Annotated in this window: 20 protein-coding genes and 3 pseudogenes; 10 read left to right on the plus strand and 13 right to left on the minus strand. The window is 61.3% G+C overall.

Annotated elements, in window-relative coordinates:
* Positions 1 to 42 precede the first annotated feature (42 nt).
* Positions 43 to 702 carry a LuxR C-terminal-related transcriptional regulator gene (locus tag ACPDZI_RS19940; RefSeq protein ID WP_438834597.1) on the minus strand — a complete coding sequence of 220 codons (660 nt, stop codon included), beginning with the start codon at positions 700 to 702 and terminating at the stop codon, positions 43 to 45.
* Positions 703 to 1,224: 522 nt separating this feature from the next.
* Between ACPDZI_RS19940 and ACPDZI_RS19945 the strand changes: the two genes are divergently transcribed.
* Both ACPDZI_RS19945 and ACPDZI_RS19950 read left to right on the plus strand, forming a co-directional pair.
* A complete protein-coding gene (locus ACPDZI_RS19945) occupies positions 1,225 to 1,803 on the plus strand; it encodes a single-stranded DNA-binding protein (RefSeq protein WP_011707639.1) in 579 nt (192 codons plus the stop codon).
* A 167-nt stretch (positions 1,804 to 1,970) separates the two neighbouring features.
* Positions 1,971 to 2,729, plus strand: a complete 759-nt coding sequence (locus ACPDZI_RS19950; protein ID WP_438833668.1) for a substrate-binding periplasmic protein — start codon at positions 1,971 to 1,973, stop codon at positions 2,727 to 2,729.
* Positions 2,730 to 2,809: 80 nt separating this feature from the next.
* Here the strand turns inward: ACPDZI_RS19950 and ACPDZI_RS19955 are convergent, their stop codons facing one another.
* Positions 2,810 to 2,932, minus strand: coding sequence for a hypothetical protein (locus ACPDZI_RS19955; RefSeq protein ID WP_011707641.1), 123 nt, complete (start codon positions 2,930 to 2,932; stop codon positions 2,810 to 2,812).
* 453 nt (positions 2,933 to 3,385) lie between these two features.
* On the opposite strand from ACPDZI_RS19955, the gene ACPDZI_RS19960 reads away from it, so the two are divergent.
* From ACPDZI_RS19960 to ACPDZI_RS19975, 4 genes are all read left to right on the plus strand, one after another.
* Entirely contained in the window at positions 3,386 to 4,264 is an 879-nt protein-coding gene (locus ACPDZI_RS19960) for a cation diffusion facilitator family transporter (protein ID WP_438833669.1), read from the plus strand.
* Positions 4,265 to 4,413: 149 nt separating this feature from the next.
* On the plus strand, positions 4,414 to 4,698 hold the full coding sequence (locus ACPDZI_RS19965) for a DUF3811 domain-containing protein (protein ID WP_024946369.1): 285 nt from the start codon (positions 4,414 to 4,416) through the stop codon (positions 4,696 to 4,698).
* A gap of 399 nt (positions 4,699 to 5,097) precedes the next feature.
* Positions 5,098 to 5,310 carry a transcription antiterminator/RNA stability regulator CspE gene (gene cspE, locus ACPDZI_RS19970; protein ID WP_011707644.1) on the plus strand — a complete coding sequence of 71 codons (213 nt, stop codon included), beginning with the start codon at positions 5,098 to 5,100 and terminating at the stop codon, positions 5,308 to 5,310.
* Between the two features lie 392 nt (positions 5,311 to 5,702).
* A complete protein-coding gene (locus ACPDZI_RS19975; protein ID WP_438834598.1) occupies positions 5,703 to 7,649 on the plus strand; it encodes a ligand-gated channel protein in 1,947 nt (648 codons plus the stop codon).
* Between the two features lie 39 nt (positions 7,650 to 7,688).
* Here the strand turns inward: ACPDZI_RS19975 and ACPDZI_RS19980 are convergent.
* From ACPDZI_RS19980 to ACPDZI_RS19990, 3 genes and pseudogenes are all read right to left on the minus strand, one after another.
* Positions 7,689 to 9,170, minus strand: a pseudogene (locus tag ACPDZI_RS19980) (transporter substrate-binding domain-containing diguanylate cyclase); the annotation flags it as partial.
* 103 nt (positions 9,171 to 9,273) lie between these two features.
* A complete protein-coding gene (locus tag ACPDZI_RS19985; RefSeq protein ID WP_202012590.1) occupies positions 9,274 to 10,665 on the minus strand; it encodes an ATP-binding protein in 1,392 nt (463 codons plus the stop codon).
* 4 nt (positions 10,666 to 10,669) lie between these two features.
* Positions 10,670 to 11,392, minus strand: a complete 723-nt coding sequence (locus ACPDZI_RS19990; protein ID WP_011707648.1) for a response regulator — start codon at positions 11,390 to 11,392, stop codon at positions 10,670 to 10,672.
* 180 nt (positions 11,393 to 11,572) lie between these two features.
* Between ACPDZI_RS19990 and ACPDZI_RS19995 the strand changes: the two genes are divergently transcribed.
* The 3 genes from ACPDZI_RS19995 (at position 11,573) to ACPDZI_RS20005 (ending at position 12,730) form a co-directional block, all read left to right on the plus strand.
* Positions 11,573 to 11,752 (plus strand): hypothetical protein, encoded by a 180-nt coding sequence (locus ACPDZI_RS19995; protein WP_438833670.1) that lies wholly within the window; start codon positions 11,573 to 11,575, stop codon positions 11,750 to 11,752.
* A gap of 81 nt (positions 11,753 to 11,833) precedes the next feature.
* Positions 11,834 to 12,160 (plus strand): hypothetical protein, encoded by a 327-nt coding sequence (locus ACPDZI_RS20000; protein WP_438833671.1) that lies wholly within the window; start codon positions 11,834 to 11,836, stop codon positions 12,158 to 12,160.
* A 219-nt stretch (positions 12,161 to 12,379) separates the two neighbouring features.
* Positions 12,380 to 12,730: a hypothetical protein gene (locus ACPDZI_RS20005; RefSeq protein WP_438833672.1), complete on the plus strand. Its 351-nt coding sequence runs from the start codon at positions 12,380 to 12,382 to the stop codon at positions 12,728 to 12,730.
* Positions 12,731 to 12,788: 58 nt separating this feature from the next.
* Here the strand turns inward: ACPDZI_RS20005 and ACPDZI_RS20010 are convergent, their stop codons facing one another.
* From ACPDZI_RS20010 to ACPDZI_RS20020, 3 genes are all read right to left on the minus strand, one after another.
* Positions 12,789 to 13,208: a hypothetical protein gene (locus ACPDZI_RS20010; protein WP_016352223.1), complete on the minus strand. Its 420-nt coding sequence runs from the start codon at positions 13,206 to 13,208 to the stop codon at positions 12,789 to 12,791.
* 160 nt (positions 13,209 to 13,368) lie between these two features.
* A complete protein-coding gene (locus ACPDZI_RS20015; protein ID WP_438834599.1) occupies positions 13,369 to 14,370 on the minus strand; it encodes a sensor domain-containing diguanylate cyclase in 1,002 nt (333 codons plus the stop codon).
* Positions 14,371 to 14,557: 187 nt separating this feature from the next.
* A complete protein-coding gene (locus ACPDZI_RS20020) occupies positions 14,558 to 15,466 on the minus strand; it encodes an AraC family transcriptional regulator (protein WP_438833673.1) in 909 nt (302 codons plus the stop codon).
* 75 nt (positions 15,467 to 15,541) lie between these two features.
* Between ACPDZI_RS20020 and ACPDZI_RS20025 the strand changes: the two genes are divergently transcribed.
* Positions 15,542 to 15,940 carry a VOC family protein gene (locus ACPDZI_RS20025; RefSeq protein WP_146061146.1) on the plus strand — a complete coding sequence of 133 codons (399 nt, stop codon included), beginning with the start codon at positions 15,542 to 15,544 and terminating at the stop codon, positions 15,938 to 15,940.
* 319 nt (positions 15,941 to 16,259) lie between these two features.
* Here ACPDZI_RS20025 and ACPDZI_RS20030 read toward each other — a convergent pair whose 3' ends face one another.
* The 5 genes and pseudogenes from ACPDZI_RS20030 to recC all read right to left on the minus strand — a co-directional run bounded on the left by ACPDZI_RS20030 (position 16,260) and on the right by recC (position 26,516).
* Positions 16,260 to 16,940: a hypothetical protein gene (locus ACPDZI_RS20030; protein WP_227263234.1), complete on the minus strand. Its 681-nt coding sequence runs from the start codon at positions 16,938 to 16,940 to the stop codon at positions 16,260 to 16,262.
* Positions 16,941 to 17,495, minus strand: a complete 555-nt coding sequence (locus tag ACPDZI_RS20035; protein WP_438833674.1) for a biosynthetic peptidoglycan transglycosylase — start codon at positions 17,493 to 17,495, stop codon at positions 16,941 to 16,943.
* A gap of 2 nt (positions 17,496 to 17,497) precedes the next feature.
* On the minus strand, positions 17,498 to 19,552 hold the full coding sequence (gene recD, locus ACPDZI_RS20040) for an exodeoxyribonuclease V subunit alpha (protein ID WP_438833675.1): 2,055 nt from the start codon (positions 19,550 to 19,552) through the stop codon (positions 17,498 to 17,500).
* Positions 19,549 to 23,165: pseudogene (recB, locus tag ACPDZI_RS20045) on the minus strand (exodeoxyribonuclease V subunit beta). The gene recD and the pseudogene recB overlap by 4 nt, the downstream one beginning before the upstream one ends.
* A pseudogene (recC, locus tag ACPDZI_RS20050) lies at positions 23,165 to 26,516 on the minus strand (exodeoxyribonuclease V subunit gamma). Before recC ends, recB begins: the two co-directional pseudogenes overlap by 1 nt.
* Positions 26,517 to 26,541 lie beyond the last annotated feature (25 nt).

Raw genomic sequence — 26,541 nt, forward strand, 5'->3', positions numbered from 1 at the left:
ACTGGATGAATAGACAGGTTTTATCCATCATCCCCATCGATTTCAGAGATACTCCTTGGCCCAGCTCACCGCCTGCAGGCGGTTCTTCACGTTCAATTTCTTGAAGACATTGTAGAGGTGGGACTTGATGGTGTGCTCGCTCACGAACAGGCTGTCGGCGATCTCGGTATTGGAGGCACCCGTCATCAGGTAGCGGATGATCTCCTGCTCGCGCACGGTCAGCAGCGTCTGGTTGCGCAGGTAGTGTTCCCCGCCCTTGCGGTAGTAGTTGACCAGATCGCACAGCAGATGGCGCGGGATCCAGTACTCCCCCTCCAGCACCTTGCGAATACCAAGCACCAAGCGATCCAGCGGATCCTGACAGAAGAAGAGCCCGCTGGTATGGGGCCACATCAGCAGCAGCTCCCGATCCGTACTGGTGGGGGCATTGAGCAGTACGGTATTGGCTTCCCCGAAGTGGCTGGAGATCTCCCGTGGCCACCCCGTTTGCTGGCTCGACTTGAGGTAATCCAGATCCACCAGAAACAACGGATGCGGCTCGAGTTCATCCGCTTGAGGCAGGGCTTCCAGTGCACTCACCAGCAGGATGGGCAGAGCCAGCTGTTCGGCCAGGTAGCTCTGAAAGCTGGTCGCCTGCGCATTGTCTTCGGTTACCAATACGATGGGATATGGGGTGATCATGAAGCGCTGGTCCTTGAACATTCCGGCCATGGTGTTTTTTGGCAGCAGAGAGTACCAAGCCCCCCGCAGGCTGCAGCATTAAAAAAGTATTAGACGCTGATGCGCTCCCTTTGAAACTCACCAATTTTCCAAGCAATACAAATAACTAGCCGAGCCCCCCCATTTGGGTGAAATACTGGCACCTGGCCGGACAGGGGCTGTCACACCGGTCTTTGGCCCCCTTCTCGCCTCGACCGTTCGATGATATGACTCCCCGTTGCTGTTCACTTGCTGGCCAAGGCCGGCCTCGTGTAAGTTAATCCTTCGTTCGGTGGACATGGGATGGAGCGTCAGGAAGATGTGCGCTCTTTCTCCCCAACTGTTACTATTGCGGGCAAAATATGAAAACGGGGAAGTGGCCAACTGGCGCGCTGAACCGGACACAGTCATCACATGAGTGGCGGGGCAGCCCTGCAGCGTCGCCTATCTCACAGAAAACAAACGATATGTTGAATTGGCCCGGGCATATGGCCCGGCCGGTATATAAAGGGTGGAAGAGAGATTATGGCCAGTCGAGGCATCAATAAAGTCATTCTGATCGGTAACCTGGGGCAAGACCCGGAAGTGCGCTACATGCCGAGCGGCGGTGCCGTGACCAATATCACCCTGGCCACCTCCGACACCTGGCGCGACAAGCAGACCGGTGAGCAGAAAGAGCGCACCGAGTGGCACCGCGTCGTCTTCATGGGCAAGCTGGCCGAAGTGGCTGGCGAGTACCTGAAGAAAGGCTCCCAAGTCTATGTTGAAGGCAAGCTGCAGACCCGCAAGTGGCAGGATCAAAGCGGCCAGGAGCGTTACACCACCGAAGTGCTGGTCGATGGCTTCAGCGGCGTGATGCAGATGCTGGGTGGCCGTCCGCAAGGCGGCGCCGGCCAGGGCATGGGTGGCCAGTCTCAGGGCAACTGGGGTCAGCAGCAGGGCATGCAGTCCCAGCAGCCGATGAACCAGGCGCGTCCCGCCCAGGCTCCGCAGCAGAACATGCAGCAACAGGGCGGCTACGCTCGTCCGGCCCAGCAGCCGCAGTCTGCACCGCCGGTGTACAATGAGCCGCCGATGGACTTCGACGACGACATTCCGTTCTAAGCAACGTCAGATCCCGGAGGCCCTGTTCATGCAGGGCCTTTTTTTGCCTGATATTGACGCAGACATGGCACGCGATCGAGCCTCCTGGCCGGTCTTGCCAGCCATACGTCCCCATATCATTCGCCTTGGGATTATGATCGGGGCAGTCCAGTTGCCAGAGAGAACGCATGGGGTCTTGGTATCGAATCTTGTTGTTCGTGGTGGCTTGCGCCACCCTGTTGCTGCCATCCCTGCTGCTGGCCGGCGAGCCATTGCGAGTGGGGGTCAGCTTCGCCATCCCGCCCTATGTGATCGAGGAAGAGGGTCGCGGGATCGAGCTCGACCTGATGAGAGAGGCCTTTCGGGACAGCGGGTATGAGCCTCAATTCGAATATCTGCCGCTGGAACGCACCTTCCGCATGCTGGAGTCCGGCAAGCTCGATGCCATCATCAACGTCAAACCCGGCATGTTGCACGACGTCTTCCTGTCGCAGCCGGTGATCGCCTTCCACAACCGGGTGTTCACCCTCGGCAAAACCCACATCAGCACCCTGGACGACATGAAGACACTGAGGGTGAGTGCCTTCCAGCGGGCCCGTCAGGTGCTGGGTGGTGCCTTTGCCAGCATGGCTGACCAGAATCCCCGTTACGAGGAGGTCGCCAAGCAGCAGGGACAGGTGCACAGGTTGATGCTGGGGCGGGTGGATGCGGTGATCCTGGAACAGCGGGTTTTCTATTACTATCTGGCACAGCTGGCCAACAGCAAATATGGTACCGAGCTCTATGCCCCCGGCCGGGTCCGGCAATACGATCTGTTTGCGCCGACTCACTACCATTTTGCCTTTCGCCAGGCGGCGCAGCAGCGCTGGTTCGATCGCCAGCTCGATGCCATGCGGGCCGATGGCCGTTATCAGCAAATATTTACCCGCTACGGGGCTACGCCCTGAGCCTCCTGAAAACATAAAAGCCAGCCCGAAAAGGCTGGCTTTTTGTTACTGGCTCCAAAGGAACTACAGCATGGGGAGCGTTACTTCATCGCGCCGCCATTTTTCAGATCTGCTTTCTGACGTTTGGCTTCGCGCTTCTCTTTCAGTGACATCTGCGGTTTTTTCTTGGCATCTTTGCCGTTGTGATGTTCTTTGTTACTCATCATCAAACTCCAAAAATGTTACCCAGACAGTTGGAACCCAGGTTCCAGCATGCCATCCGAATCGTAGACTACAGTACGCTTTCAGTGACGATCCTGCGATCGCACTCAGTCCAGCATACCCCTAATCTTGCGCAAGAATCCACCCTCATCCCGTCCCCCAGTGGCAGCAGGCGTTCACCGGTTTCCGCTGACCCGCTACGGGCGGGGAATGAACGGCCGGAGAAGCGATATATTCCTTATAAAATAACGCCAAACAGATTTATTTCATGGCGGTATGAAATAAACCGCTGAATACCAAAATCAAATCTCTTTAAATAATGACAGATAATTTAGATAAGCATTCTCACTATCGCCAGAAACAAAAATTTACAACCCAAAGCAGCGCCACCCTGGACAAGCTGATATTATCCAGCCCTATTTGTGAAAATATTCCAGCGAGAATAAGGACATCCCATGACCAGAAAAACCAGAGCGGCCTTGGTCTCAGTTTGCTCCAATATCACCTTGATTATCATGAAGATATTAGCCGGCATACTGAGCGGATCCGTCAGTATTATTTCCGAGGCCATTCACTCGGCCATGGACCTGGTGGCAGCATTGATCGCGCTGGTGGCCGTACGCAAATCGGATATTCCCCCCGACCAACGCCACCCCTATGGTCATGACAAAATTGAAAATGTCTCCGGCGTGATCGAAGCGCTGCTGATCCTGCTGGCAGCCGGCTGGATAATATTCGAGGCCGTCAGCAAATTGATCACGCCAACCCCGATCGAGGGGGTGGGGCTCGGTGTGCTGGTCATGCTGTTCTCGGCGCTGGTCAACAGCGGCGTCTCCGCCTACCTCTACCGGGTGGCCAAGGAGGAAGAGTCCGTGGCCCTGGCCGCCGATGCGCTGCATCTGAAGGCTGACGTCCTGACCTCGCTCGGGGTCGCCGTCGGCCTGCTCGGTATCTGGCTCGCCGCCAGGCTGGGCTACAACCTCTATCTGCTTGACCCCATTGTTGCCATCTGTGTCGCCCTGTTCATCCTCAAGGAGGCGATCGCCATGCTGAAGCAGGCCTTCCAACCCCTGCTGGACCACAGCATGAACGAGGAAGAGCTGGCCATCACCACCAGAGTGATAGAGGAGTGCTGCCCGAAGCATGGCGGTTTTCATGACCTGCGCAGCCGCCAGGCCGGGCGCCGCCGTCACATCGACTTCCACCTGACCTTGCCAAAAGAGATGAGCATCGAGCACTCCCACGCCATCTGCGATCAGATAGAGCAGGGCATCATGCGACATCTGCCCCATGCCGTCGTGCTGATCCATGTTGAACCGAGCGGGCATGCTTAACGGCGCAGAGCCGTGCGAAGGGAATACGACGGTCCATTCCCTTCGGCAACGACCATCCGGTAGGCTGGTATTCGAAAACGGTGTCGATTGTGCAATAAACGGCCGGCAGGTGTGGTAGGGTGGACAATTCCCGCCATCAGGAGCACGCCGTGAAAAAGTTGGAAATGAAGGACCTCACCGACGCCGAAAAGGCCGAGATCACCCTGCTGCTCCAAAAAGCACAGGCCAATGCAGATCATCAATTGAGCAATGCCGAGCGTAACCGCATCCGCGAGGAAGGCAGACTCAAGATAGTCGCAGACCGTGCTGCCGCCGCCAAAGTGGCCGCCAAACTGGCACGGGAAAAGGCCAAGGAGCGTGCCAGCAAGCAGGTGTTGCCAGAGACATTCAGCTGGGTGGACTCCGTCAGCAACAAGTTTCGCAGCAAACGCTGACGGCCAATCCTCCCGCTCAAGCGCCACCTACCTCAACCAGCCGACTCACACCATGGTGGAGAACAGCTCTCTGCCATGGTGTGTCCAGCGACCTGCAACGCCGCAGGATCCTGCGCTGCAGACACCCACACCGGGAGTGGCTGCGTCGATATCCGACCACTCACAGCGAGATAAAATTTGCTTTAAGAAAATGGGCATGTTTTAATCTTTTGCGATGGTTCGGTAGTTCAGACCTGGTTATGTTAGGCAGTCATTTTAGTAAAGCAGCGATTAGTATAAGAATTATCCATGATTCTTCTTATCAAATAATTCTCCTTCTTTAGTGCTCCCCATACGTATTGCTGACGAAAAATCATAGATTGCCATTTGGCACTTTAAACACTATTTAAGGAAATTATCATGTCCAACAAAATGACTGGTACCGTCAAGTTCTTCAACGCCGAGAAAGGTTTTGGCTTCATCTCCCCGACCGACGGCAGCAAAGACGTGTTCGTTCACTTCTCCGCCATCCAGACCCCGGGCTTCAAGACCCTGGACGAAGGTCAGCGCGTTGAGTTCACCATCGAGCAAGGCCAGAAAGGCCCGGCTGCTGCTAACGTAGTAGCTCTGTAATTCAAGCCGGGGATCCGGTCCGCCTGCTCATGCCGGCTGGAACGATCCGCTGCAAGAATTGAAAAAACCCGCTTCGGCGGGTTTTTTGTTGTCTGCCGTTTGCCATTCCCCCTCTGCCGACCCTCTCAACCTTCTCTCTGTCCCGCCCCCGCTTCCTGTCACCTCGCCACAGTATCTGCTGGTGAGAAGATAACCGCACAATATTAATGAGATTAATTATCATTTACACATCATCCAGCGATCACTACAATGCCTGCCGACCGACTTGGTGATTATCCAATTGAACCTTTTCTGGTCATGGTTTCACGCGGGATGCGATGAGACCCCCCATCGATTCACCCAAAGGATGAATGCATCTTCTTACTAAAAGAGTTCAGGCCAACATGATAACAATGCACCGCAACAAGCTGACCACGCTCATTCTCGCCTCCCTCGCATCACACGCCTATGCCGCCGAGCAGGAGGTCATGGTCGTGACCGCCTCCGGCTTCCAGCAGAAGATCGAGGATACCGCCGCCTCCATCTCGGTGGTGACCCGCGAGCAATTGGAGAAACGCGCCTATCGCGACGTGACCGACGCCCTGAAGGATGTGCCCGGGGTGGTGATCACCGGCGGTGGCAGCAGCAGCGATATCAGCATTCGTGGCATGGGCTCTAAGTACACGCTGATGCTGGTCGATGGCAAGCGGGTCGACAGCCGTGGCACCCGTCCCAACAGCGACGGCCCCGGCATCGAGCAGGGCTGGCTGCCACCGCTGCAGGCGATCGAGCGGATCGAAGTGGTGCGTGGCCCCATGTCCTCCCGCTACGGCTCTGACGCCATGGGCGGCGTCATCAACGTCATCACCCGCAAGACCGCCAGCATGACGGCCTGGCAGGGCTCGCTGCATGCCGATTCGACCTTCCAGGAGAACAAGGAGTCCGGCGACATCTTCCAGACCAACGCCTATACCGCCGGCGCCCTGGTGGATGGACTGCTGGGGATGCGGGTGAACGGCCAGCTCTCCCACCGTGGCGAGGATCAGTTCCAGAACGGTTTCGCCGAGCAGGAGATGCGCAGCGGTACGGCCGTCTTCAGCCTGACCCCGGACGAGCACAACCGCTTCGATTTCGAGGCCAGTCGCGGCCTGCAGGATCGCAACCGCACACCGGGTGAATCTCTCTCGGCAAAAGCGAAGCCCAGTATCTATACCTACGAACGCACCAACTTCGCCATCACCCACGACGGCCGCTATGACTTCGGATCCTCCACCAGCTACTTGCAGCGGGAAGAGAACACCAACCCCGGCCGCCAGATGAAGCTCATCAACACCATCGCCGATACCCACACCCAGTTTGAACTGGGGGATCACTATCTGAGCGTGGGCGGCCAGTATCGTTATGAAGATCTTCAAGATCAGCAAAACCAGCTCAACGTGGCCAACCGTGCCAATCAGCTGACCCGCTGGAGCTGGGCCATGTTCGTGGAAGATGAGTGGTCGCTGACCGACACCTTCGCCCTGACCGGCGGCGTGCGGATGGATCAGGACCAGAACTACGGTACCCACTGGAGCCCACGTCTGTACGGGGTCTGGCACCTGGCCGAGTCCTGGACGCTGAAAGGGGGCGTCTCCACCGGCTATCGTTCACCGGATCTGCGCATGTCGGCCGCCAACTGGGGCCAGGCCACCGGTGGCGGCACTCAGGACGGCATGCTGGTCGGCAGCCCTGAACTGAAACCGGAAACCAGCGTGAGCCAGGAGATCGCCCTGCTGTGGGATGGTCAGCAAGGCTTGAACACAGGGCTGACCCTGTTCAATACCGACTTCGAGGACAAGATCTCCGAGATCCGCCGCTGCACCAGCAAGAACGACCCCTCCTGCACCCTGAACGGTCACACCTATGACTTCATCAGCGACCGCATCAACGTCGACAAGGCGAACATGCGCGGGGTGGAAGGCACGGCCAACTGGACCATCAATGACGCCTGGTCGCTGGCCTCCAGCTACACCTTCACCCAGTCCGAACAGAAGAGTGGTGCAATGGAAGGCAAGCCGCTGAACCAGATGCCGCGTCACATGTTCAACACCACGGTCGACTGGCAGACCACCGAAACCGTCAGCCTCTGGTCACGGGTCAACTTCCGCAGCAAGACCTCCGATTACCTGAGCCGGGTCAAGATGGCCGAGGGAACCCCCTCCTACACCTTCTTCGACACAGGTCTGGTCTACAAGGCCAACGAACATCTAGATGTCACCGCCGGTGTCTACAACCTGTTCGACAAGACAGTGGATTACTCCAGCTTCGGTACCGTGCTGGATGGTCGCCGCTACACCCTGGGCATGACCTACAACTTCTGATGACACACCGCCGCCCGCTCTGGGCGGCGGTTTTTTATTTCCCCCCTCGCCAGCCGCCTCTTTCACGTAGCTGGCCGCCCGCCAGGTGTTGCGCCCCTGCGATTTGGCGCCATACATCAGCCGATCCGCCTGCAACAATACCCGGCTACCTTCCGCCCCGCCCCCCGCCGGTACCCACACTGCCCCCGTGCTGATGGAGATGCCGAGCGCCCCGGCGCTGGTTGGCAACTTGTGGCTATTGACCTCCCGCCCGATCCGGGCGGTCCACTGCTGCAGCGTCGCCATGTCCGCCACCAGCAGGCTGATGCAAAACTCCTCCCCACCGATGCGGGCAAACAGGGCGCTGGCAGGCAGCACCCGCTGTACCTGCGCCACCATGGCCGACAACACCTCGTCCCCGACCCCGTGGCCGAAGTGATCGTTGATCCCCTTGAAGCGATCGAGGTCAAACAGCAGCAGGCCCGAGGCCTGACCGCTGGCCAGCCGCTGCTCCAGCAGCGGCAAAAAGGCCCGCCGGTTGAGGATGCCGGTCATGGAGTCAGTGCCGGCAAGGCGCTCCAGCCTGGTGTTGGCCTGGATAAGCTCGGCGGTGCGGCTCGCCACCGCCCGCCGCAACTGGATGATGTAGGCCATCAGCACCAGACCGCCGATGGCCAGCAGCCAGGGCCAGAGATGGACCGGATAGACGGTCTCGATGTGCATCCACTTGCGGATGATCCGTTCCCGATCCGCCTCGCCGATGCGGGAGAAGCCCTGCTCCAGCTCATTCAGCAGTGCCTGGTTGCCCTTGGCGACAGCGAAACGGATCTCGTCGCTGTAGAGGTGGCGTACCGGGATGAAGCGGGTGGGATCCGCCGAGGTATAGATGTAGAAGTTGGCCACCTGCAGATCGGCGATGAAGGCATCCAGCTCGCCGCTGAAGGCTGCGCGCAGCATGGCATCGTTGTCATCAAAGGTACGCAGCCGGGTATTCGGGAAGTACTTGTGGGCGTAGTACTCCTCGTAGCCCCCCGTCACCACCCCCACGCTCTCGTGCAGCAGGTAGTAGTTCACGTCCGAGCCGCGCAGGGAGTTGGCAAAGAAGAGCTGGGAGTCGACATGGGAGAGGGCCTGACCGTAGTCATAGACCAGATTGCGCTCCGGCGACCAGAGCAGGCCACCATGGACATCGGCCTGACCATTGCGAACTAGGTCCAGCGAGGTCTGCCAGTCCACCAGCTTGAACTGGATCGGGCGGCCGGTAACCCTGCCATATTCGCGCCACAAATCGATCAGCAGGCCATCGGGCTGACCCTCTTCATTGAGGTAGGAGAAGGGCTGCCAGGCCTTGGAGTTGGTCACGATGAGCGGCTTGGGCGGCGTATTTGCCAACACGGGCCACGCCTGTGCCAAGAGCAACAACCACACCCCGCACCAGACTCGCCACCGAAAACCAGAATCGCCCGCCATCCCTGCACCAACCTTGCTGTTTGGCCGTCTGTGCGGCCATCGATTATCGCCACCTTCAGCATAGAAGAACAAGCATGAGCGAGTATGAAATAGGCGTGATTTCAGTCAGATAAGTGCAAGATAAAAAACGGGGAGGAGGCTGGTCGCCCCCATCCCCACCCTGCTTCCACCGCTCTTACAGCGGCAGGCTGATGCGCGCTTCCAGCCCGCCCTGTTCCCGGTTTTGCAGGGTCAGCTCGCCGCCGTGCTGGTGCACCAGGGTGCGGGCGATGGCGAGCCCCAACCCCACGCTGCCAGATTCGGTATTGCGGGCCTCGTCGAGCCGTACGAACGGCTTGAATACGTCTTCCAGCCTGGCCGGATCGATGCCGGGCCCCTGATCGCAGACCCGGATCACCAGCTCGCTGTCAGTGCGCTCCAGCGACACCTCGGCACTGCCGGCGTACTTGATGGCGTTGCCGATGAGGTTTTGCAGCACCCGCCGCAAGGTATTGGCGCGGCAGGCATAGACCTGCTTGCCTTCCGCCAGGCAGGTGACCGGCTGGCCGGTGTCGGCATAGTCGTCGCACAGGCTCTCCAGCAGGCTGACCAGATCCAGCTCCCGGGTCGCCTCCTGCAGCCCCTCCTCCCGGGCAAAGCTGAGGGTCGCCGCCAGCATCTGCTCCATCTGTTGCAGGGTCTGCTGGATCCGCTCCTTGTCCTCCCCCTCATCCAGGAATTCGGTGCGCAGCCGCAGGCTGGTGATGGGGGTACGCAGATCGTGGGAGATGGCCGCCAGCATCCGGGTTCTGTCCTGCACGAAGCGATCGAGCCGGGTGTGCATGCGGTTGAAGGCCTGGATGGATTCACGCACCTCGGTCGGCCCCTCTTCTCGCAGCGGCTCTATGTCCTCGCCACGACCGAGCCGATCCGCGTTGGCGGCCAGCTGCTTGAGCGGCAGAGTGGCGCGGCGGAACAGCCAGATCATCAGGCCGATCACCAGGCTCGCCACCAGCATCAGGTTGAGGGTGGTCTGCCAGGACCAGCTGGCCGACTCCTTGTCCACCAGCGAGCTGAACTGCAGCCAGCCACCGCGCGGCAGCTGGATGGAGCCGTACAGCCGCATGTCCTGCGGCGGCGGCATCCCCTTGCGATCCTTCATCATCCGGCTGTGGTGCTGCCAGGCACGGCTGCGTTGGGCATCCTGCTTGAGCTCGGCGCTGATCTCCACCATCAGGGTCGAGGGGTAGCCCAGCCGGGAGCGCACCAGCTGCTCGAAACGGGGGCTGCGGTTGTCCGGTTGCAGCGGCTCGTCGGCGATGCGCAGCAGCAGGGTCTCGCTGCGGCTCGCCTTGATGATCTCGTCATAGAGGGAGGGAGGCGAGAGGGCCAGCAGCCGCACCACGGAGACGATGCGCTGCATGGCGTTGCGGCTGTTGATGTAACCGAGCGCCTCCTCCCTGTCCGAGCGGTAGATCTGGATGCTGAGCAGCTGGATCAACACCAGCCCGGCCAGCGCCACCAGGATGATCTGGCCGGTCAGCCCCTTGGGCCACAGCTTCGACCAGCCACGCTTGAGGATCCCCACGGCCTTATACCTGGGTCACATCGGCGGCGAACAGGTAACCACCGCCCCAGATGGTCTTGATCAGCTCCGGGTTCTTGGGATCCCGCTCCAGCTTGCGCCGCAGCCGGCTCACCAGGGTGTCGATGGCCCGGTCGAACGCCACCGCCTCGCGGCCACGGGCCAGATCCAGCAGTTGATCCCGGCTCAGCACCCGCTGCGGCCGCTCCAGAAAGACCCGCAGCAGGTCGAACTCGGCGGTGGAGAGGCTCAAGCCCACCCCTTCCTCATCCACCAGCTCGCGCCGGTTGATGTCGAGCAGCCAGCGATCGAAGCGCAGATCCCGGGTCAGCGTCTCCGCCGCCGGCTGCGGCTCGACCTGGGTGCGGCGCATCACCGCCTTGATGCGGGCCAGCAGCTCGCGCGGATTGAACGGCTTGGCGAGGTAGTCATCGGCCCCCATCTCCAGCCCTATGATGCGGTCGGTCTCCTCCCCCATGGCGGTGAGCATGATGATGGGCAGGCTTGACTTGGCCCGCAGCTCGCGGCAAAGGGTCAGGCCGTCTTCCCCCGGCATCATCAGATCCAGCACCAGCAGATCGAACTCCCGCTCCTCCAGCAGCCGCTTCATCTCCTTGCCATCCCGGGCACAACTGACCCGCAGGCCGTGCTGTTCCAGAAAACGCTTCAGCAGATCGCGGATCTCGCTGTGATCGTCGACCACCAGAATGTGGGTGCTGCTTTGGTTCATGAGGCCTCTCCTGTTAGAGCTGGCACGAGTATACGAAAATCTGCCGGGCGGTTTGTGTCAAAGTGTGCCAGATCAGCAAGATGCCACACTCTGCTACAAAAAAGCGCCCGTTCGGCAAAGTTGAGACACAAGCCGGCTGTTTACTGTGGCCATCCAATCGGTTGCAGGAGTAGACAGGCCATGCTGGCCCTCACCACCCCCTTGCTGCTGGCCTTTGCCGCCAGCGAAGCCCTTGCCAGAAAGGCGAGCGGCAGCTCACCCCAACCGGCGAGCCCACCGGACAACAAGCAGACATCCCCCGCCGACAGGGCCCCCGGCCGCGGCGACGCCAAGGGAGCGACCGAACCCCCTTCGTCATGATGTGCGGCTGCCAGGCGGCGCTGCGCACCCTGACCTTTCTGCCGCCATCTTGCGGCGAGTCATACCAAGGAGACCAATATCATGATCAACAAGAGCCTGACTCTGTTAATGCTGGCCGGTCTGGCCCACACCGGCCTGGCCCAGGCAGCCCTCCCCGCCGACGTCAGTGCCGCCCCCAGCCTGCTGTTCGTCAACTGGCACGATGCCGTCAGCAGCAATGAGGCACACCCCACCCTGGTGATCCGCAACGCCACCGGCGACGTGCTCAAGCGGGTGCCTGCCACGTTGCAGGGGATGCAGCAGGTGCGTTTGCCGATGCGGGCCCAGGGTGACCTGACCCTCAGCCTGGACGGCGAGAGCAGCAGCTATCGCATGCCCTACAGCGTCGGCAGCGGTCGCCAACGCTAAGCCGGCCACAGCCTAAAAATACCCCGCCAGCGGGCGACGCTGACGGGGTATTTTTATTTCCCGTCCGGCATGCGTCCGGTCAAGCCCTGTACAGCGTCACCGTGTCACACTCTGCTACAAAATAGGCTTCAACTGGCAAAGTTCAGACACCAGTCTGGTGTTTACTTGAGGTCAAGGCGAGCAAGCCGACCCCGAACTCAATCCGCAAGGAGATAGACCATGAAAAACCTGTCCAAGACTCTGCTGACCGCCACCCTGATCCTTGGCCTGCCGCTCGGCGCCTATGCCGCCAGCGAAGCCGTCACCACCGCCCAGCCCGGCATGATGACCGACTGCCCGATGGATGGCAGCGGCATGATGGGCGGCAAGCACCATGGCGGCCGCCACGACAAGATGGCCCGCATGCAGAACATGACGCCGGAGCAGATCCAGACTCACCTGCAGCAGCGCTACGACAAGATCGAAGACCCGGCCAAGAAGGCTGAATTCGTGAAAAACCTGAGCCTGCGCGCCGACGGCATGACCAAGCACGCCGAAGCGATGAAGCAGTTCGCCGAAGCGCATCAGTAATTCGACAAGCAGCAAAAAGGGGCCCGTGGGCCCTTTTTTTCATGCACGTCTTTCAGACTCAAGCCTTGGTCTTGTCGACCAGGTTCAGGGTCTTGACGGTCTCGCCTTCGAACTTGATAAGCACGTTCTTCTGAGCGGCTTCGGCATCCTTGAACAGGGTCTTGGAGGTCTCTGCCAGCATGGGAGATACCTTGTTCAGAGCGCCCAGGTCATAGGTCCACACTTCCAGACCGGCTTCGGTCTTGGTGCTGGCCGGTGCGCCCAGCTTGTCCTTGATGGCCTGCTTGTTGGAGCCGCCTTCCTTGATGTCCAGCGCCTTCTTGATCGCTTCATTGGAGGCGCTGTCCATGGCGGTGCCGGCCATCTCTTTGGCAGTGCTGGTCACGCTGCTGGTCACTGTGTCGGTCAGGGAATCCATCAGACCGGCGTTGGCCATCAGGGGCAGTGCAGTCAGGGCAACCAGGATGCTCTTTTTCATCATTTCATCTCTCGCGGGGGATTAAAGAGCGCGCATCAGACCAGCGTACTCGTACGGAGTCAAGATGAGGGTGCGGTCAAGACGCATTCGGGGGGGATAACCAGAATAATCCGACATGGCGGCGAGCTCACCGGACGGGCCGACGCCGGCTATGGACGGACTACTCGCAGATCTGGTTCTTGCCTGTCAGCTTGGCCTGATAGAGGGCACGATCCACCCGCACCATCAGCTGACTCATGGGCTCGTCCGGCTGGTACTCGGCCAGCCCGAAGCTCATGGTGATGTCGAAGTGCTGGCAGACCCGCGACTGCACCAGCAGCTCCCGCAGCTTGTCGGCGACCAGCCGGCCATCGGCCCGGCCGGTATTGGGCAGCACCACCATGAACTCGTCACCGCCCCAGCGGGCAATCAGATCTATTTCACGGATGTGGCTGCGCACCAGCGCCACTATGTTGATCAGGGTCTGATCTCCGGCATGGTGACCGTGGTTGTCGTTGATCAGCTTGAAGTCATCCACGTCCATGGCGATGACGCAGAAGGGCTGTTGGAAGCGCTTGGCCCGCTGACACTCCTGGCGAATAGCCCGCTCCAGCCGGTAGCGACTGGCGGCACCGGTCAGGGTATCGGTCTCCGCCAGCTGGCGGTTCTCCTCCGCCTTCTGCTGCAACGCCTCGTTGAGCCGCACCAGTTCGGCGGTGCGCTCGGCAATCTGCTGCTCCAGGGTATGATTGCGCCGCTCCAGCTGCTCCAGCAGCAGCTTCTGGGCATGGATGTTGCGGTGGGCGCCGATCATCCGGGCCACCGACCCATCCGGGTTGCGGGCGATGATGCGGCCATAATCCTCGATCCAGAGGTAATCACCATCCTGCCTGCGGCAGCGATACTCGACCCGGTAGTCAGGAGCGGCGCCGCTCAGATAGGCATCGAAGCTGGTCATCACCCGATCCATGTCGTCGGGGTGGATCACGCTCTCCCAGGTGAAGACGTTGTTGCCCAGCGTATGGGGCTCGTAACCCAGCATCTGATACCAGCCCGGGTTGCGATAGACGAAGCCGGTATTGGCATTCCAGTCCCAGATCCCGTCGCTCACCACCGCCAGAATACCGTGTATCACGGCCTCGCTGACGTCCGAGATCCTGATCGTATCGCTGTCCTGCAGCATGGAGACCATCCTTGTCTTGCCGCCCCGCAGGGTACGGGGCATTCCAGTCTGATGTTGAGAAATGACAGCGGCAGACGGCTGCACAGCCCGCTATCCGTTGATCGATGAAAACCGCCCCGCTTGTTCCGGTTATCGGCCGCAATCGGGTTCGTCTGAATAACAGTAGCAACCAGTGTGGCTCAATATTTCACCCTTGTCCGGTTTTAAAGGCGGGATGATGCAGGCTGCGATAGTGGCTGGGCGCCAGGCCGTGCTGACGTTTGAAGGCAGTGGAGAAGTGGTACTCGTTCTTGAAGCCGCACTGCTCGGCCAGCAGCTTCACCGAGTCGGCCCGGCTGGCCAGCAAGAGCGCCGCCCGTTGCAGCCGCAGCCGTTGCAGCAGCGCCATGGGCGCCAGCGCGAAGTGCTGCTGGCAGAGCCGGTAGAGCTGGCGCTCGGAGAGGTGCAGGGCACCGGCCATGCGCGCTATGTCCCACGACTCGGTCAGCGCCTCTTTGAGCAGCAGTTCGAGGCGCAGCGCCAGCCGCTCGCCACGCCGCTGCCCCTCCCCTTTTTGCAACAGACGGCGCAGGTAAAAGCCAAGCTGCTCTACCAGCAGGGCGCTGAGCAGCGGGTCCTGATGGCGCTCCTGCTCCGCATAGAGGTTCTCGATCGTGCGCAGCACGGTGGCCTGCTGGGAGGTGCAGCCAAGCCGGGGGTGGCTGGCGAAGGCATCCCAGGGGGAATCCTTGCGCAGCAGCAGCCACACCAGCGCCCACTCGTCCGTCTCACTCAACGGCTGATCCAACGGCTCATTAACCTGCTCACCAAGCTGGTAGCAGAGCGGCTCCCCGGCCGGGATCAGCGCCCACTCGCCCACCTGCAACCGCTCGCGGCGATCGCCCACCAACACCTCCCCCTCTCCCCCCAGAGTCAGCAGAAAACAGTGCATATCGGCAAAGCGGCGCGCGATGCGGTAGCGGGTCTTGAGGCGGGAATAGCCCGCCAGCCACACCTGCTCCTGCGCAAGGGCCGGCAGCAAGCTGTCACAGCAGATCTGCTCGCGGCAGTCGGGGGAGACATCGACAAGTTCGGTGTTGGCAGTTTCAGACATCATCAGGACGGGTTCAGCCATGTCGAAGGATTAGGCCCCAGCATAGCATCAAGGGCATCGAGTCACAGGAGACCAGCCATGCATATCCATCATGTCGCCATCTGGGCGCAGGATCTGGAGGCGCTCACAACATTCTACTGCACCCTGTTTGGCGGGCAGGCCAATGAGCGCTACCACAATCCAAGCAAACAATTCAGCTCTTACTTCGTGCGCTTCGAAGGGGGCGCCAGCCTGGAGCTGATGCACACCCCCATCCTGTTTCCGGCGGATCTCAGTCTGCCACACCCGTTGCAGGGGCTGGCCCATCTCGCCTTCTCCCTCGGCAGCGTGGAGGAGGTGGACAAGATGACCGCCCGCCTCAAACTGCTCAAGGGCGCCGAGGTCAAACACCTGGACGGCCCCCGCTGGACCGGCGACGGCTATTACGAGAGCACCTTCCTCGACCCGGAAGGCAATCGGCTGGAGCTGACCATCTAATACCTGAATGATCCCCTCACCCTGCCCTCTCCCAAAGGGAGAGGGGATAAAACCGCATCGGGGATATGATCGCTCACCACACCGATTTGGCTAACCGCAATCCATCGGCCATGTAGGTTCGATTAGCGAAGCGTAATCGGACAGCGGTAACGGCATTGCTCCCTTCTCCCATTTATTAAAAAAAGAGGAGAAGGGTTGGGGGTGAGGGGGAAGAAAAAAGAGATTACGCGGTAAACGTTGGGCTTCGCTACGCTCAGCCACAACCTACACAAGCAGTAGGTTGGTGCTGAGCCTGCGAAGCCCAACATACGAGATTTTATTATTTCACCTGGGGTAGTGAATATTCAACATTTAAAAATGTTTGAGTTATAAAATCATCCCAAGTTTTATAGCATCGAATGCTCATATCTTTTACCTCTGGAGCACCAGACGTCACCTTTAATCTTTCTGATAACAACCACATTGTTTGTGATATTTTTTTAGTCTGCGAGTATGGGGCTAAATTGGGTATAATATTGGCATCAATAAATCCTCGGCCAATACTTCGCTCTCCCCTAACTGCATTTTCTTTCCAAAATGAAGCTTCACGTTCATTTCTAGGCTTTACAACTCCACTATAATAGTCAGCATACCATTGATTAAAATCCTCTCTAACTCTTGAGAAAAGACTTTCACTGACTATGAAAAAGTCTAGGTCAGAATGAGAGCCAAATTTCTTACCTAGTTGCTTTGGTGATAGCGACTGCCCTAACCTGCCACTACCAGTAATATTAATGCTCTTTGGTTCAACATTTAGTCGAATACTCAACCATGATCTCACAGACTCATATATCAAGGGAGCATCTTTAAACGCATAAGGAACCCCCTCAGAAAGCCACTGAGTAGCGATCGCTTGTTTAGCAAACTGACCTCCAGACATAACAGCATCAGCTATATGTGCTGCATCAGGATATGTGCCAACGATATTTCTTAATGTTGATGGATTTTTAAATGGTTCCATTTAAACACCGTGCCTGTTAATGAATTTTCCCACAATATGAACAGATCTTCGTTTTATCTTTGCATCTTGGATTTGGTTATGGAATCTAGGCTGAGGATATTTCAATCTGGCAATCAAATCAGCTGCATCAACAAGGCTCAAGTTTCTAATGTTTATCTTTAGCTTGATAGATGCATCAATAGCACCATGCATGTCCCAACCGAAATAAGCCAATTGAAGATATTTACTCAATATTTTTTCTCTGCCGTAGATGCGTGTAATTTTCTTTGCTAGAAAAATCTCAATCACTTTTCTCTTTAATGTTACTTGATAGTTAGATGTAATAACTCTAACTAATTGCATCGCAATTGTAGAACCACCTTCTCTGTTTTTAAAGGCACCGGTTTTAACAATGGCTCTTAATAAAGAAAAATAATCCACTCCAGAGTGGTTCCAAAAACGATGGTCCTCTCCCACAACCAACGTATTTTTTAACAAACGAGGGAATTCGAGGCAGCATTCATCCGCCATCGCTTTTTCTATCAGCTTCCACTCTCTCGAAAATATATATTTCATGCTCAATTTAACAACCTCTCCGCCAATCCGGAATAACGCTCGGTCTTTTTCCGCACCGCTTGGGCCAGCAGGGCGCGATCGCCGTAGAGATCGAGCCGCGCCTTGGCGCGGGTGATGCCGGTATAGACCAGCTCGCGAGTCAAAAGCGGGCTGGGGCTGTCGGGCAGCACCAGCACGGTATGGGCAAACTCGGAACCCTGGGATTTGTGGATGGTCATGGCGTAGACGGTTTCGTGGGGCGGCAGCCGACTGGGCAACAGGGCGCGCAATGTGCCATCCGGCTGCTCGAACCATACCTTGAGCCGCCCAGTTTCATCGGGCAGGCAGAGCCCCATATCGCCGTTGTAGAGGCCGACGCCGTGATCGTTGCGCACCACCATCACCGGGCGGCCGGCATACCAGTCGCCATCGCGGGCAATCAGCCCAGCCCGTGACAGGGCCAGTTCGAGCCGCTCGTTTAGCCCCAGCACGCCGAACGGGCCATCGCGCAGGGCACAGAGGATCTGGAAGCTGTTGAATGCCTTGAATACGGCGGCGGGGGCTTCCCCTGCGCGGGCCGCCTTCAGATAGCTGCCGTAACCGGCTACCCCCTGGGCAATCAGGGCATCGTAGGCCTCCCCCGCCCAGGGGTGCAGGCTGATATCGGCAAAGCCCATGCCCCAGACCGCCTCCACCGCCGTGGCATCGCCGCTGTTGCAAGCGCGCGCCAGCTGGCCGATGCCGGAGTGCTGATCAAAACGCCAGCTCTTGGCCAGCAAACAGAGGCTGTCGCGCACCGGTGCCCCCGCGGGCGTGCCCTGCAAGCGGTAGCCGGTCTGGCGGGAGAGCCAATCCGCCTGCGCCGGGCTGATGCCCTGTTCGATAAAGCTGCAGATATCGCCGAGCACGGCCCCCGCCTCCACCGAGGCGAGCTGATCCTTGTCGCCGAGCAGGATCAGGCGGGCGTGACTTGGCAACGCATCGAGCAGGCGCGCCATCATCGGCAGGTCGACCATGGAGGCCTCATCCACCACCAGCAAGTCAAGGTGCAGCGGGTTGCCCGCATGGTGGCGGAACTGGCTGCGCCCCGGAATGACCCCGAGCAGCCGGTGCAGAGTGCCCGCCTCGGTGGGGATCGCCTCCACCCACTCGGGGGGCAGATCGAGGGCCTGCAGGGCAGAGCCGATACTCTCGGTCAGGCGCGCCGCCGCCTTGCCGGTGGGGGCCACCAGCCGGATCGCCGGCGCCTTGCCCGCTTGCAGGCCGGTCTCCACCAGAATGGCGAGCAGTTTGGCCACCGTGGTGGTCTTGCCGGTGCCGGGGCCACCGGAGATCACCGCAAAGGGGCGCGCCGCCGCGGTGGCCGCCGCCAGCTTCTGGCCGTTGCAGCAGAGCGCCTCGGGCACCAGCGCATCCAGTTTACTCAAGTCGCTCGCCGCCTGGGCGCTGGCCAGCAGCCCTTCGATGGCGAGCCAATCCACTTCATTGGGGAACACCAGATCCAGATACTTTTCGATAAAGTGGCGGGCCGAGAAGTCGGGGGCGAGGCGGGCTTTGAGCAGCGCCGCGAACACGAGGCCGTAATCGCGGGCAAACAGCCGCGACAGGGCGGGAGCAATCTCCGGCCATTCGGCTCGTTCACTCAAGGCGCGCAGATGGCGGGCCACCCCCAGTTCAAAATCGTGGTAACGGGTGAGGTAGAGCCGCCCGTGCCACAGCCGCAGCGGCCAGCGCGGGGCGAGCCCCTCATCCTGCTCGGTGCCAACCAGGGGACTGGCCGCAAACAGAGCGGGCCAGCGGGCAGGATCCGCCAGATCGGCCAGCAGATCCCGGCTCTGATCCGGATCCAGCCCGAAGGGGCGCGAGGATCCCTGCCCGTCACCGCCCTGAGCGAGCATCGCCAGCGGCAGACAGACATGGCCGCGGCCCAGCTCAAAGCAGGCGAGCGCCGCCCCCAGCACCAGCTCGGGGCTGCCGCCCAGGTCGGCCACCAGCCTGGCAAATTGCAGATCCAGCTGGCGGATACGGCCAGCCAGCGCCAGGGCCTTGAGCCGTTCAATCATCATGGTGCCGTTCATGCTTCTACCCCGTTATCCGATACCCCGGCGAGGGCGGGCGCCGCCCCCTCGCTAAACAACCGATCCAGCCCCAGCACCAGCTCACGGCTGGGGCGGGTATGGAAAATGCCCCCCTGCGGCATGCCGCGCAGGAACAGATAGAAAACGCCGCCAAAGTGCTGCTCGAAGTCGTAGCCCGGCAGGCGCAGGGTGAGCAGCCGGTGCAGCGCCAGCGAGTAGAGCTGGTATTGCAGGTCGTAGCGGTGCTCCGCCATCGCCCGCTCCAGCGCCGGACGGCTGTAATCGGCGGGGCTCATGCCGAGGTGGTTCGATTTGTAGTCGAGCAGATACCAGCGCCCCTGCCACTCGAACACCAGGTCGATAAAGCCCTTGAGCATCCCCTGCACGGTGGCAAAGCTGAGCGGCTTGTTGCCGCGTGACAGCGGGTCGTGCTGCTGGCAGAGCGCGGTGAGTGCCGGTGCCGTCACCCGCCCCATGGGCAGGAAGAATTCCAGCTCCACCTGCTTGCGCTCGGGGGCCAGATCCCGCAGCCGCACCGGCTCGCCAAAGCCTGTCTCCAGCGGAGTATCGAGCACCGCCTCCACCTGCTGTTGCAGCACTTGGGCCCAGCTCTCGTCGAAGCCGTCTTGCAGCAACAGACTGGCGATATGCTCTGCCAGCGGCTCGCCGCTGGCGCTTTGAAAGTCGATGGTCTCGAACAGACTGTGCAGCAGGGTGCCGGGGCGCGCCCCTTTCGGGAAAGTAAAGATGGAGGGCGGGGGCGCCTCTTCCTGTTGTGCTGTAGACAGGTCGGCAGCCAATGCAGCCGTCTCGGTCACCACCTCGTCATCGAAGCCGGGGTTGGCCAGCACCCCCTTGCTGTGGCCATGACCCTGCGCCGCCAGCCCGGAGTAGGAGCTGATCCACCAGTCCCGCTCAAGAGAGCCGCTAAAGTGGCGCACCTGCGGCTCGCCCAACTGCTCCTCCTCTGGCGGCAGCGGGGCCGGACGGGTGAGCGAGGGCTCACCGACAGCCACCCCGGGCAGCGCCTGCGCCAGCTCGGTCAGGGCGGTCGCCAGCGTCTGTGCATCCCCCTCTTCACCCTTTTGCAGCAGGTAGCCGATGGCGGTCTGGTGCAGGTCGGTCTTCTCCGACTTGCCCGCCCCCGCGCGCACCGGCGCCAACCCCAGCCAAGTGGCGTAGACGCCCCGGGTCAGCGCCACGTAGAGCAGCCGCAAATCTTCGGCAAGGCGCTCGCGGTCGGCCTCGGCCAGGGACTCTTCGGCACCGGTGAGATCGAGAATGGTGCGATTGCCTGCGCCGTCCGCTTCGTGGAACAGCGGGGTATCGGCAGCGCGGTGGCTGCAGATGAAGGGCAGGAACACCAGCGGATACTCCAGCCCCTTGGATTTGTGGATGGTGACGATCTGCACCAGCTTGCGCTCGGATTCGAGCCGCAGTACCTGCTCCGCATCCTGGCCGTCGGGGCGACTCGCCGCCTCCCCCAGCCAGCGCAGCAGGGCATATTCACCATCCAGCTCGCAGCTCACCTGTTGCAGCAGCTCGCCGAGGTGGAGGAAGTTGGTCAGCCGCCGCTCGCCGTTCGGGCTCGCCAGCAGGGACGAGGCAAGATTGCGCCGGTGCAGCAGGGCGCGCAGCATGGCCAGCACGCCACGGCGGTGCCAGATCTTGCGGTACTCCATAAACTCCTGCACCGCGCTCTCCCACGCCCGCTCGTCACTGGCGAGCTCGTCGAGCGCCTTGGCGTCCAGATCGAACAGCCCGGTGGCGAGCGCCGCCCGCAGGCTGCGCTCCTCCCCCGGGTTCTGGCAGGCGTGCAGAATCAACAAAATCTCCCGCGCCTCCACCTGCGCCAGCACACTCTCGCGGTTCGATAGATAGACGGAGGCGATGGCGAGCCGTGCCAGCTCCTGCTGCACCAGCTTGCCCTCGGCGCCGGTGCGCACCAGCACGGCGATATCCCCCGCTTTCACCGGCAGCTCGCCGATCTGCGCCTTGCCCGCCCGGGCCAGGGTCAGCAGGCGGTGGATCTCCACCGCCGTGGCGCGGGCCATCCGGCTCTGGTAATCCCCCTTGTTGAAGGTGGGTTGGCCGGTGAGCTGCCAGCAGTGGAGCACGGGGGCGGCTTCGCCATCCAGCAGCAGCGCCTTGCTCTTGCCCTGCGCCTCCACCGGCAGGAAGGGGATATCCGCCTCGTAGATAAAGGGATCTTTCGCCCGCTCGAACAGGCCGTTGACCGCCGCCACCAGCGCGCGGCTGGAGCGCCAGTTACGCCCGAGGGTGTAGTGGGCGCTCACATTTCGCCGCGCCTGAATGTAGGTAAAGATGTCGGCGCCGCGAAAGCCGTAGATGGCCTGCTTGGGGTCACCGATCATCAACAGCGCCGTGTCTGTGTGACCGCCGTAAAGCCGGTGGAAGATGCGGTACTGCTGGGGGTCGGTATCCTGAAATTCATCGATCATCGCCACCCGGTAGGTGGCGCGAATGCGCTCGCACAGCCGCTCGCCAAGGCCGGAGCCGAGTGCACCGTCGAGGTCTTTGAGCAGGTCATCGAACGAGAGCTGATGAGCCTGGCGCTTGCTGGCCTGCATCCGGCTGCGCACCACCACCGCCGCCCGTTGCAGGATCAGATCCCGAATGCCGGGGCGGCTCGCCAGCAGCTGGTCGATCTGGCTAAAGAGCGGCAGGGTCGGCACCGCGCCCCCTTCTTGAGGTTCTCCTCCAGCACCGCCTGGCCGAAGCGCTCCAGCTCCTTGGGGATGGTGTAACCGCTGTGCTCGTCCTGCGCCCAGTCGGCTATCTTGGCCAGCCAGCCTTCGTAGTTCTTGCCGGTGTAGCGGCTTATTTGCCCATCGGTCTGGCGGCGGATCTCGTCCGTCTGCGCCAGCCACTCGCGCTTCACCGCCTCAATGCGGGCCATGGCAACGCTGTGCCGCGCCGCGAGGGTCTCGTCCCCCGCCGGCGGGCGCATCTCCAGCTCGCAGTTGTCGAGCCAGCTGCCCATCTCCCGCAGCAGGGCGGCGGGGCTCGGCCAGAGCGCACGCACGGCGCTGGCGAGGGGCTTGTCGACCGGATAGAACTCGGATCGCCAGTAGTCGCTCACCGCCTGCAGCCTGAGCTGGCTGTCGTCGGTGAGAAATTCGGTTTCAAAGAGAGCGCCCGACTCGAAGGCGTTCTGTTTCAGCATCCGCTGGCAGAAGCCGTGGATGGTAAAGACCGCCGCCTCATCCATCTGCCGCTCGGCAGCCAGCAGGCGGCGGGCCGCCAGCTCGTGATCCTCCACCTCGGCCAGCAACTGGGCCAGCAGGGCATCATTGCTATGGCCGCGCATAAAGGCGAGCCGCGCCTCGTGAATGCGGCCGCGGATCCGTCCGCGCAGCTCGGCGGTGGCCGCCTCGGTAAAGGTCACCACCAGGATCTCGGTCACCGAGAGCGGCCGCTCGTGGGCGCTGGGTTGACCGGCATCGGCGCCTTCTTCAATGAGCGGGCCGTGGCCCAGCAGCAGGCGCAGGTAGAGACCGGCGATGGTGTAGGTCTTGCCGGTGCCGGCGGAGGCTTCGATCAGCCGCTCTCCATAAAGGGGAAAACGCAGGGTATTGAGCGGGTTGGTCATTATTGCAACTCCTCCAGGCTCTTGAGCAGCGGGGTCAGGTGTTCACGGGCCAGCGCCTGCAACTGGGCCAGCACGGCCTCGTCGAGTTCCGGGAAACAGCGGGCGACATAGGCGTCTTCCCCCTCCCCCTTGGCCATGTAGCCGCCGTTGAAGCGGGTGAGAGCCGCCTTGTCGGCCGCCTCCGGTTTCTCCGGATCCTTCTCGATCGCCTTGAGCCAGTCCCAGGCGGTGCTCGGGAAGAAGGGCAGCGGCCGCTTCATCCCCTGCATCCAGAGCGCCACCAGCGCCGCCAGCTTGGGCCGCGCCTCGTCGGGCCGGGAGCCTGGCCAGCCGCAGACTCTGCTTGGCATCAAACAGCAGGGTGTCGCCGGGGGCATCGCTCAGGGCGAGGCAGAGGTGCTGGATCCAGCCCAGCAGCAGATCCTTGCCGTTGAAGCTGCCGGGCTTGATCACCAGCAAGCGCCCCTTCTGGGTGTCGATCCACCCTTGCAGCTGACCCTGAGCCAGCGCGATATCAATCTCCACCGCCTGTTTCTCTGCCTCATTGGCCGCCACCCAGGGCCGCAGCCGATCCGCCAGCTTGCCCATCTGCTCGTCCAGATCCTCCAGCAGCAGGCTGCCGAACCACCTTTGCGGCAGCAGGCCGGTGAGCTGCAGCCGCTCGCGCCGCATGGCGCTGTCCCCCTCTGCCAGGTGAGCATCGAGCAGCAGATCTTTCAGCTGATAATGTTGCAGACCGTCCAGCTCGAACGGTTCGCTCTCCTCGATGTTGGCTTCGTTCAGCTCGAACCACACCTTGAGACGGCGGTTGAGGAAGTAGCGGGCGGGCTGGCGATAGAAGCGCAGCAGCTCCGCCAGCTCCAGTCCCTGCTCCTTGCCCCATTCGGGAGGTAAGGGCAGCTCGCCGCTCTGGAAGTTGGCCGCGCCGCGCTGCGGATGGAGGGCCGGCAGCCAGTCGGCGGCATAGGTAAAGAGGCCGGAGCCTGCCGCTGGATAGAAGTAGGCGTGGCTGTAAGGGGTGAGCGGATGCTGGGTGATCAGGTGCGCCAGCAGTCGCTTGCCGGAGCTCTCGTCATCGAGCTTCTCATCCCCCGCCAGCACGAAGCCCTGCCGCACATAGTCGATGAGTTCGGCCAGCAGCACAGAGGGCACCTTGTCGCTGTTGTCCTGGGCGCTGAAACCCTGATAGCTGATATAGAGCCCCTGCTGGGCGCTGAGCAGCGCCTCGAGGAACAGGTAGCGGTCGTCATCGCGACGGGAACGATCCCCCCGCCGGCCCGCCACCGCCATCAGGTCAAACCCCATGGGTGGCAGGGTGCGCGGGTAGACGCCGTCGTTCATGCCGAGCAGGCAGACCTGCTTGAAGGGGATGGAGCGCATCGGCATCAGGGTGCAGAAGTTGACCTGACCGGCGAGGAAGCGCTGGCTGGAGCGGGACTCCCCCAGCACGCTGCCGAGGTAATCCTGCAGCAAATCGGCACTGATGGGCTGCTCGAAGCGGGCTTCGCCAAGCTGGGCAAACCAGTCGGCCAGCTGGCTGCGGATCAGCTGCAGCTGGCGCTCTTCATCCTCGTCGGCCAGATAGAAGCGCTCCAGCAGCGCGTTGAGGCAGGCAACCCACTCCCCCAGCGGCTGCGCCTGTTGCAGGCGGGGCAAGAATTCGGCCAGCGAGTCGACAAACCAGGCGAGCTTGCCGAGCGCCAACCCCTGCTGACCCTCGATATCGGCGTAAGGCAAAATGCCGGCCACCGGCTCGCCGTCGCCCATGGCAAAGCCGAGCAGCATGCGGCGCAGGCCAAACAGCCAGCTGTTGCCAGAGAGGCGTGGCAGATCGAAGCGCTCTGGGTAGCCGTCATCCAGCCCCCAGCGGATGCCGGTCTCCTGCACCCAGACCCGCAGCTGGTTGAACTCCTCGTCATCCAGCTCGAAACGGCGCAGCACTGCGGGTACCTCGAGAATGGCGAGCAGCTCGCCCGCTCCGAAGCGGGCGTTGGGCAGCCTGAGCAGGGCTAGGAAGCTCTGCAGCAGCGGGCTCTCCTGACTGGCCGCCCGATCCGAGACCGCGAAGGGGATCTGGCCCCGCGCGCCGAACACCGCCTGAATGTAGGGGCCGTAGCTGTTCACGTCCGGCATCATCACCACCACGTCTTTCGGGGTGAGGGAGGGGTCCTGCTCGAACAGCGCCAGCAGCCGGTCGTGCAGCACCTCGAGTTCGCGCATCGGGCCATGACAGGCGTGGATCTGCAGGGATCCATCCGCCGGATCGATGGGGCTCTTGTGATGGCTGCTGTCGAGATCGAACTGACCGGCGCCCCGTTCTGCCAGCTCCAGCACATCCTTCTGGATGGCGTGCAGCAGCTTGATATTGCCCTTGCCATCCATCTCCTCGATATCGACGAAGGCCTCGATTTGCGGCACCTCCAGCTCCATCAGCTGATGCAGGTAGTCTCGCCCCAGCTTGCCCATGGAGGCGAGCAGCGGGTTGGCGGGGCCCTGCAGGGTCTCGATGTCGGTGCCGGGCTTGAGCTTGTTCTCCAACCGCGCCAAGGTTTTCCTGTCCAGCAGATCACCCCAGTAGTAGCGGCAGGGGTTGGTGACGAACAGGTGCACCTCCACCTCCGGCCGGCTGCCGAGGGCCAGCAGCGCCTCCACATAGCGCGGCGGCAGCGCCGAGATGCCGAACACAAACACCCGTTGCGGCAGCTTGCCCGGCAGCGTGGCGGTACGCTGCAGCTCGTGGATGAACTCCTCGTAGAGGTTGGCACGGTGGTAGCCGCTTGGAGAGAGCGCCAACGTGCGGGCCACCAGCTCGCGCCACAGCTCCGGCTGCCAATCCTGACCGCTCACTCCGGCCAGCTCCTGGCTCAACCCCTCCCCCTGTTCCCAGCGGGCGATCCAGTCCGGCCGGTAGACCAGATACTGGTCGAACAGATCCGCTACCTTCTGGCAGAGCTGCCACAGCCGCACCTGCTCGGGATCCTTGGCAGGATCCGCGTCCTCCCCGCCCAGATAGGCGGCCAGTGGCGCAAAGGCCGGGCGATCGAGCAGGGCGGGCAGAATGGTCATCAGCTGCCAGCTCATGGAGCCCTTGTTGTAGGGGCTCTGGCGCGGTACGTCCGCCAGCACCTGGGTAAACATCTCCCAGATAAAGCTGGCGGGCAGCGGAAAGTCGATATTGGCGGCAATGCCGAAGGCTTTGGCCAGCTCCAGCTTGAGCCACTGGGCCATGCCCGGGCTCTGCACCAGAATTTGCTCGCGCTCGAAGGGGTGAGCGAGGGGGGCCTGCCGGATGCGGCTCACCAGCAGCTCTTTGAGCAGATCCGGCAGATTGGAGTGGTAGAGGGTAAACATGGGCAATTCCCGCCAGAGCAAAAGA

This window comes from Aeromonas oralensis (assembly GCF_049665575.1).
GTDB classification, from domain to species: Bacteria; Pseudomonadota; Gammaproteobacteria; order Enterobacterales; family Aeromonadaceae; genus Aeromonas; species Aeromonas hydrophila.

Excerpts from the sequence above, each read along its gene's own strand:
- ACPDZI_RS19940 (WP_438834597.1), bottom strand. The coding sequence starts at position 702 with ATGTTCAAGGACCAGCGCTTCATGATCACCCCATATCCCATCGTATTG.
- ACPDZI_RS19945 (WP_011707639.1), top strand. The coding sequence starts at position 1,225 with ATGGCCAGTCGAGGCATCAATAAAGTCATTCTGATCGGTAACCTGGGG.
- ACPDZI_RS19950 (WP_438833668.1), top strand. The coding sequence starts at position 1,971 with ATGGGGTCTTGGTATCGAATCTTGTTGTTCGTGGTGGCTTGCGCCACC.
- ACPDZI_RS19955 (WP_011707641.1), bottom strand. The coding sequence starts at position 2,932 with ATGAGTAACAAAGAACATCACAACGGCAAAGATGCCAAGAAAAAACCG.
- ACPDZI_RS19960 (WP_438833669.1), top strand. The coding sequence starts at position 3,386 with ATGACCAGAAAAACCAGAGCGGCCTTGGTCTCAGTTTGCTCCAATATC.
- cspE (WP_011707644.1), top strand. The coding sequence starts at position 5,098 with ATGTCCAACAAAATGACTGGTACCGTCAAGTTCTTCAACGCCGAGAAA.
- ACPDZI_RS19975 (WP_438834598.1), top strand. The coding sequence starts at position 5,703 with ATGCACCGCAACAAGCTGACCACGCTCATTCTCGCCTCCCTCGCATCA.
- ACPDZI_RS19990 (WP_011707648.1), bottom strand. The coding sequence starts at position 11,392 with ATGAACCAAAGCAGCACCCACATTCTGGTGGTCGACGATCACAGCGAG.
- ACPDZI_RS19995 (WP_438833670.1), top strand. The coding sequence starts at position 11,573 with ATGCTGGCCCTCACCACCCCCTTGCTGCTGGCCTTTGCCGCCAGCGAA.
- ACPDZI_RS20000 (WP_438833671.1), top strand. The coding sequence starts at position 11,834 with ATGATCAACAAGAGCCTGACTCTGTTAATGCTGGCCGGTCTGGCCCAC.
- ACPDZI_RS20005 (WP_438833672.1), top strand. The coding sequence starts at position 12,380 with ATGAAAAACCTGTCCAAGACTCTGCTGACCGCCACCCTGATCCTTGGC.
- ACPDZI_RS20010 (WP_016352223.1), bottom strand. The coding sequence starts at position 13,208 with ATGAAAAAGAGCATCCTGGTTGCCCTGACTGCACTGCCCCTGATGGCC.
- ACPDZI_RS20015 (WP_438834599.1), bottom strand. The coding sequence starts at position 14,370 with ATGCTGCAGGACAGCGATACGATCAGGATCTCGGACGTCAGCGAGGCC.
- ACPDZI_RS20020 (WP_438833673.1), bottom strand. The coding sequence starts at position 15,466 with ATGATGTCTGAAACTGCCAACACCGAACTTGTCGATGTCTCCCCCGAC.
- ACPDZI_RS20025 (WP_146061146.1), top strand. The coding sequence starts at position 15,542 with ATGCATATCCATCATGTCGCCATCTGGGCGCAGGATCTGGAGGCGCTC.
- ACPDZI_RS20030 (WP_227263234.1), bottom strand. The coding sequence starts at position 16,940 with ATGGAACCATTTAAAAATCCATCAACATTAAGAAATATCGTTGGCACA.
- ACPDZI_RS20035 (WP_438833674.1), bottom strand. The coding sequence starts at position 17,495 with ATGAAATATATATTTTCGAGAGAGTGGAAGCTGATAGAAAAAGCGATG.
- recD (WP_438833675.1), bottom strand. The coding sequence starts at position 19,552 with ATGAACGGCACCATGATGATTGAACGGCTCAAGGCCCTGGCGCTGGCT.